Source organism: Mycobacterium sp. NPDC003449, from assembly GCF_053588415.1.
Window position 1 is genome coordinate 1 of record NZ_JBSFPX010000303.1, and the last position, 5,544, is coordinate 5,544.

General features: G+C 68.9%; 6 protein-coding genes and 1 pseudogene. 4 read left to right on the plus strand and 3 right to left on the minus strand.

Annotated elements, in window-relative coordinates:
• Window positions 1-480, plus strand: a pseudogene (locus ACWDTP_RS37070) (Si-specific NAD(P)(+) transhydrogenase); the annotation flags it as partial.
• Here the strand turns inward: ACWDTP_RS37070 and ACWDTP_RS37075 are convergent.
• Complete coding sequence (locus ACWDTP_RS37075; RefSeq protein WP_450028201.1) at window positions 477-1,268, minus strand: trypsin-like serine peptidase; 792 nt, start codon at window positions 1,266-1,268, stop codon at window positions 477-479. The pseudogene ACWDTP_RS37070 and the gene ACWDTP_RS37075 overlap by 4 nt on opposite strands.
• Window positions 1,269-1,448: 180 nt before the next feature.
• Between ACWDTP_RS37075 and ACWDTP_RS37080 the strand changes: the two genes are divergently transcribed.
• From ACWDTP_RS37080 to ACWDTP_RS37090, 3 genes are read left to right on the plus strand one after another with little or no spacing between them, the layout of a single operon-like run.
• Window positions 1,449-2,468 (plus strand): proteasome assembly chaperone family protein, encoded by a 1,020-nt coding sequence (locus ACWDTP_RS37080; RefSeq protein WP_450028202.1) that lies wholly within the window; start codon window positions 1,449-1,451, stop codon window positions 2,466-2,468.
• Window positions 2,469-2,522: 54 nt separating this feature from the next.
• Window positions 2,523-3,545, plus strand: a complete 1,023-nt coding sequence (locus ACWDTP_RS37085) for an alpha/beta fold hydrolase (protein ID WP_450028203.1) — start codon at window positions 2,523-2,525, stop codon at window positions 3,543-3,545.
• A gap of 20 nt (window positions 3,546-3,565) precedes the next feature.
• Window positions 3,566-4,252 (plus strand): PhzF family phenazine biosynthesis protein, encoded by a 687-nt coding sequence (locus ACWDTP_RS37090; protein ID WP_450028204.1) that lies wholly within the window; start codon window positions 3,566-3,568, stop codon window positions 4,250-4,252.
• A gap of 7 nt (window positions 4,253-4,259) precedes the next feature.
• Here ACWDTP_RS37090 and nrdR read toward each other — a convergent pair whose 3' ends face one another.
• Complete coding sequence (gene nrdR, locus ACWDTP_RS37095; protein ID WP_450028205.1) at window positions 4,260-4,709, minus strand: transcriptional regulator NrdR; 450 nt, start codon at window positions 4,707-4,709, stop codon at window positions 4,260-4,262.
• 154 nt (window positions 4,710-4,863) lie between these two features.
• Window positions 4,864-5,340 carry a LysM peptidoglycan-binding domain-containing protein gene (locus ACWDTP_RS37100; protein ID WP_450028206.1) on the minus strand — a complete coding sequence of 159 codons (477 nt, stop codon included), beginning with the start codon at window positions 5,338-5,340 and terminating at the stop codon, window positions 4,864-4,866.
• Window positions 5,341-5,544 lie beyond the last annotated feature (204 nt).

Here is a 5,544-nt window from a genome sequence, read left to right on the forward strand (position 1 = left end):
GACGTCATCGGTTTCCCCGCGCTGGCCGCCACCTCGATGGACCAGGGCAGACTGGCCGCCTACCACGCGTTCGGCGAGCCCGCCAAGGGCATCACCGACCTTCAACCCATCGGGATCTATTCGATCCCGGAGGTGTCCTATGTCGGCGCCACCGAGGTGGAGCTGACCAAGAAGGCGATCCCCTACGAGGTCGGGGTGTCGCGCTACCGCGAGCTGGCCCGCGGGCAGATCGCCGGCGATTCCTACGGCATGCTCAAGCTCCTGGTGTCCACCGAGGACCTCAGGCTGCTGGGTGCCCACATCTTCGGCACCAGCGCCACCGAGATGGTGCACATCGGCCAGGCCGTGATGGGCTGCGGCGGAACGGTCGAGTACCTGGTCGACGCCGTCTTCAACTATCCGACGTTCTCGGAGGCCTACAAGGTCGCGGCGCTGGACGTGATGAACAAGCTGCGGGCGCTCAACCAGTTCCGGGCCTAGCAGCCGGATTCGAACGCGGTGGGCGCGGCGTCACCGGGTCCGCCGGCCTCGGCCCGCGCCAGCAGCCGCAGGACCGCGTCGTCGAACCGCGGCGAATAAGACACGTCGTCGTCACAGCCGCCGCCGTCGAGCCCACCCACCAGTCCGGTGACCGTCGATCCGGTGACCCACGGCGCGCCGCTGAACCCATCGGTGAGACCCGCACACGGCAGCGACGGGAATCCCTGCGGTGCGACGGCCGTCGTGCCGCGGCAGGCCAGCGGGCCGCCGTCGCCCATCGGATAGCCCGTGACGGTCACCGCGCTGCCCGCGGCCGGAGCCGAGCCGAGCGACAGTCCCCCGCCGGCGCGCCGCTGCAGCGACCCGCCTCCGTCGCTGCTGACCCTGGCGACGGCGAAATCGGTCTGGGGCTGCTGATCGGCGAGCCAGCGCGGATCGAGATAGGTCGCCGTGACGCGCCACACCCGGTCGTCGCCGCCGTCGGGGAAACCGGGTACGAAGGTGGTGTCGACGCCGTCGACGAGACAGTGTGCGGCGGTCAGGATCAGATCATCGGTCGTGTCACCGAGCACCGCGGCGCTGCAGGTGTGGACCGGGCCACCGCCAAGGAACAACGCGCCGACCCTCGGATCGGCTCGGGCGGGTACCGCTCGATCGATCTGGGCCTGGTCCCCTGGCTCCGCGGCGGCGCCGGTCGGCGGCACGGCGGCGGTGGGCTGGGCCGTCGCGCACGCCGCCGCGGCCGCGGCCAGCGCGACCGCCGTCGAAACCGTCCGGACCACCCGCATATTCACTGATCTTGCCCGATTCGGCATTTCCCGGCCGGAATGACGACCGGGGGCCAGTACGTTCGAACGGATATGCGGGGCGCTGTGCGCCCGTGGCACGCGAATGCGCGACACTAGATGACACGGTACGAGGATCGCGGCGATGACCGGATCGGCTGCCGTGGCGAGGAGACGATACGAATGTCCGATGGCACCGACAACCCCGAACAGCACTATCAGCCCGATCAGAGCGGAATGTACGAGCTCGAATTCCCGGCTCCGCAGCTCTCGACGTCGGATGGTCGCGGGCCGGTGCTGATCCACGCGCTGGAGGGCTTCTCCGACGCCGGCCACGCCATCCGGTTGGCCGCCGAGCACCTCAAGAACACGCTCGACACCGAGCTGGTGGCCTCGTTCGCCATCGACGAACTGCTCGACTACCGGTCGCGGCGCCCGCTGATGACGTTCAAGACCGACCACTTCACCGGCTACGAGGAACCCGAACTCAACCTGTACGCGTTGCACGACAGCGTCGGCACACCGTTCCTGCTGCTCGCGGGGCTGGAGCCGGACCTGCGCTGGGAACGTTTCATCACCGCGGTCCGGCTGCTCGCCGAGCAGCTCGCGGTGCGGCGGGTGATCGGCCTCGGCACCATCCCGATGGCCGTTCCGCACACCCGCCCGGTCACCCTGACCGCGCACTCCGACGACAAGGAGCTGATCGCCGATCACACCCCGTGGGTCGGCGAGGTTCAGGTCCCGGCCAGCGTGTCCAACCTGCTGGAGTTCCGGATGACCCAACACGGCCACGAGGCGGTCGGGTACACCGTGCACGTGCCGCACTACCTGGCCCAGACGGCCTATCCGCCCGCGGCCGAGGCGCTGCTGGCCGAGGTGGCCAGGACGGGTTCGCTGCAGCTGCCGCTGGCCGCGCTGTCGGAGGCCGGGGCGGAGGTGTACACCAAGATCAACGAGCAGGTGGAGGCCAGTGCCGAGGTCGCTCAGGTGGTGACCGCGCTGGAGCGCCAGTACGATGCGTTCGTTGCCGCACAGGAGAACCGATCCCTGCTGGCCCGAGACGAGGAACTGCCCAGCGGCGACGAGTTGGGCGCCGAGTTCGAACGGTTCCTCGCCCAGCAGGCCGGTGACAAGTTCAAGGACGACAAGTTCAAGGACGGTCACGGCGACGGGTTCGGGGACGGGTACGGCGAGAGGTCCTGAATCCGGGGCCGTCGCCCGCACCGGCAGGCAGGACCGACAGCGAGGTTGACGAAGATGACCGACCGCAGACCCACGCTGCGGACCGTGCGCGACCTCACTCCCGCGCTGGAGTTCCGCACCATCCACGGCTACCGCCGGGCGTTCCGGGTGGCCGGATCCGGCCCGGCGATCCTGCTGATCCACGGCATCGGCGACAACTCGACCACCTGGCACACCATTCAGTCCGCGCTCGCGCGGCGGTTCACCGTGATCGCGCCGGATCTGCTCGGCCATGGCCGCTCGGACAAGCCCCGCGCGGACTACTCGGTGGCCGCCTACGCCAACGGGATGCGTGACCTGCTCAGCGTCCTCGACATCGAGCGGGTCACCGTCGTCGGGCATTCGCTGGGCGGCGGGGTGGCGATGCAGTTCGCCTACCAGTTCCCCCAGCTGGTGGATCGGTTGATCCTGGTCGGCTCGGGCGGAGTCACCAAGGACGTCAACGTCGCCCTTCGGGTCGCGTCGCTGCCGATGGGCAGTGAGGCGCTGGCGCTGCTGCGCCTGCCGTTGGTGCTGCCCGCGCTGCGGATCGTCGGCCGGGCCGCGGGAACCCTGTTCGGATCCACCGGTGTCGGCCGTGACATTCCGGACATGTTGCGCATCCTGGCCGATCTGCCCGAGCCGACGGCATCATCGGCGTTCGCCAGGACCCTGCGCGCCGTTGTGGATTGGCGCGGCCAGGTGGTCACCATGCTCGACCGCTGTTATCTCACCGAATCTGTTCCTGTGCAATTGATCTGGGGTAGTTCCGACTCGGTGATCCCGGTCGGCCACGGCCGGATGGCGCACGCCGCGATGCCCGGTTCGCGGCTGGAGATCTTCGAGGGGTCCGGCCATTTTCCGTTCCACGACGACCCGGACCGCTTCGTCGAGGTGACCGAGCGGTTCATCGATTCCACCCAGCCCGCGGTCTACGACCAGGACGTGCTGCGCGATCTGCTGCGCACCGGGATCAGCGAATCGAACATCAGCGGCCCGCTCGACACCCAGGTCGCGGTGCTCGACGCGATGGGCAGCGACGAGCGCAGCGCCACCTGATCACCACGTAGCATCGGTTCATGGCCATCGTCGTGACCGTACTGCGCGTTTTCACCGATTCCGACGGCAAGTTCGGCAACCCGCTCGGCGTGGTGGACAACAGCACCGTGGCGCCCGCCGACCGGCAGCGGATCACCACCGAATTGGGTTACAGCGAGACCATATTCGTCGACCTGCCGCAGCCGGGTGGCAATACCGCGCATGCCCGTATCTTCACCCCGGTCACCGAGCTGCCGTTCGCCGGGCACCCGACCGTCGGCGCCTCGTGGTGGCTGCGCGACACCGGACTGCCGGTCAACACCCTGCAGGTGCCCGCAGGCATCGTGCAGGTCTCCTACGACGGGGATTTCGCCGCGATCAGCGCGCGATCGGAGTGGGCGCCGGAGTTCGCGATCCACCAGCTGGCCTCGACCGACGACCTGATGGCCGCACAGCCCGACGAGTACTCCGACGGTGTCGAGAACTACCTGTGGACCTGGATCGACGAGGAGAAGGGTCTGCTGCGATCCCGGCTGTTCGCCCAGAACCTGGGCGTACCCGAGGACGAGGCCACCGGCTCCGCGGCGGTCCGGATCACCGACTTCCTCAGCCGCGACCTGACGATCGTCCAGGGCAAGGGCTCGGTGATCCACACCCAGTGGAGCCCGGAGGGTTGGGTGCGGGTCGCGGGCCGGACGGTCAACGACGGCACCACGCGGCTGGACTGAGCGGCGGCTAGCTGCGGTGCGCCCGCAGCGTCTCGATCTCGCGCTCGAAGTCCTCCGCCGAGGAGAACGACCGGTACACCGAGGCGAACCGGAGGTAGGCGACCTCGTCCAATTCGCGCAGTGGGCCCAGGATGGCCAGACCGACCTCATGGCTGGGGATTTCCGGGGTGCCGAGGCCACGCACCGCGTCCTCGACCTTCTGTGCCAGCAGGTTCAATGCGTCGTCGTCGACCTGCCTGCCCTGGCAGGCCCGCCGCACGCCGCGCACGACCTTCTCCCGGCTGAACGGCTCGGTCACCCCGCTGCGCTTGACCACCGCCAGCACCGCCGTCTCGACGGTGGTGAATCGCCTGCCACATTCCGGGCAGGACCGCCGGCGCCGGATCGCCTGCCCCTCGTCGGTCTCCCGGGAATCGACCACCCGGGAATCGGGGTGACGGCAGAACGGACAGTGCATCACCGCTCCTTCGCCACGCCGCCAGAGAACTAGTTCGAGCGCTCTTGAGCGTACCCGCGCCGCTCCGACGCGACGCACCGCCGGGCCCAGCGGCCGATAGGTGGCCACGCCCGTTACGAGCGGCGTTGGCTGCCACGGCGTTTCAGCGCTCACCTCACGGCCGGTGGATGGGCGCGACCAGCGTCTGACCCGCGTCGACCGCCGAGGATTCGAGCTCGTTGAGATCGCGGATCTGCTGCACCACCTGCGCCACCGGAGCGTCGGGGGCCACCCGGCGGGCCACCTCCTGCAGCGACTCACCGGTGTGGACCTGCACCACCGCCAGCTCGTTCGGCACCGATTCCGCGGGGCCCATCACACCACCGAACTGTGCCACCAGGCCCAGCCACACCGTGATCCCCGCAGCCACCAGCGCCAACAACACCGTGGTGACCGGGGTGATGGGCCGGCGATGGTGCGATGCCCGCGACATCAGGATGCCGGTCCCGCGGTGCTGCAGCGCAGCGCCACCGGGCCGGACCGGGCTCGGCCGGTGGACCGAACGCGGGGCGCGACCCCTGGGGCGGGCCTGCTGCGGCGTGGCCCGCACGGCGCTGCGACGACGGTCGGCGGGGATTTCGAGGATGGTCATCTGAGTGCCTTTCGGTCCGGCTTATTCGCTCCTGTGTTCGAATATAGTCGCTCACATGTTCGATTGATAGAACGTGTGATCGAACTGTTGCAAACCATATGACGGGCCACCGACATTGATTGTGTCCAACCGGTTCGGGTGAGGATGGTCTTGCTCGTTCGCCGCTGGTGATGACCCACCTTCCGACTGACGACCTGCTGGTTT

What these genes read in the sequence shown, in the direction of transcription:
- ACWDTP_RS37075 (WP_450028201.1), bottom strand. Translation starts at nt 1,268, where the DNA reads ATGCGGGTGGTCCGGACGGTTTCGACGGCGGTCGCGCTGGCCGCGGCC.
- ACWDTP_RS37080 (WP_450028202.1), top strand. Translation starts at nt 1,449, where the DNA reads ATGTCCGATGGCACCGACAACCCCGAACAGCACTATCAGCCCGATCAG.
- ACWDTP_RS37085 (WP_450028203.1), top strand. Translation starts at nt 2,523, where the DNA reads ATGACCGACCGCAGACCCACGCTGCGGACCGTGCGCGACCTCACTCCC.
- ACWDTP_RS37090 (WP_450028204.1), top strand. Translation starts at nt 3,566, where the DNA reads ATGGCCATCGTCGTGACCGTACTGCGCGTTTTCACCGATTCCGACGGC.
- nrdR (WP_450028205.1), bottom strand. Translation starts at nt 4,709, where the DNA reads ATGCACTGTCCGTTCTGCCGTCACCCCGATTCCCGGGTGGTCGATTCC.
- ACWDTP_RS37100 (WP_450028206.1), bottom strand. Translation starts at nt 5,340, where the DNA reads ATGACCATCCTCGAAATCCCCGCCGACCGTCGTCGCAGCGCCGTGCGG.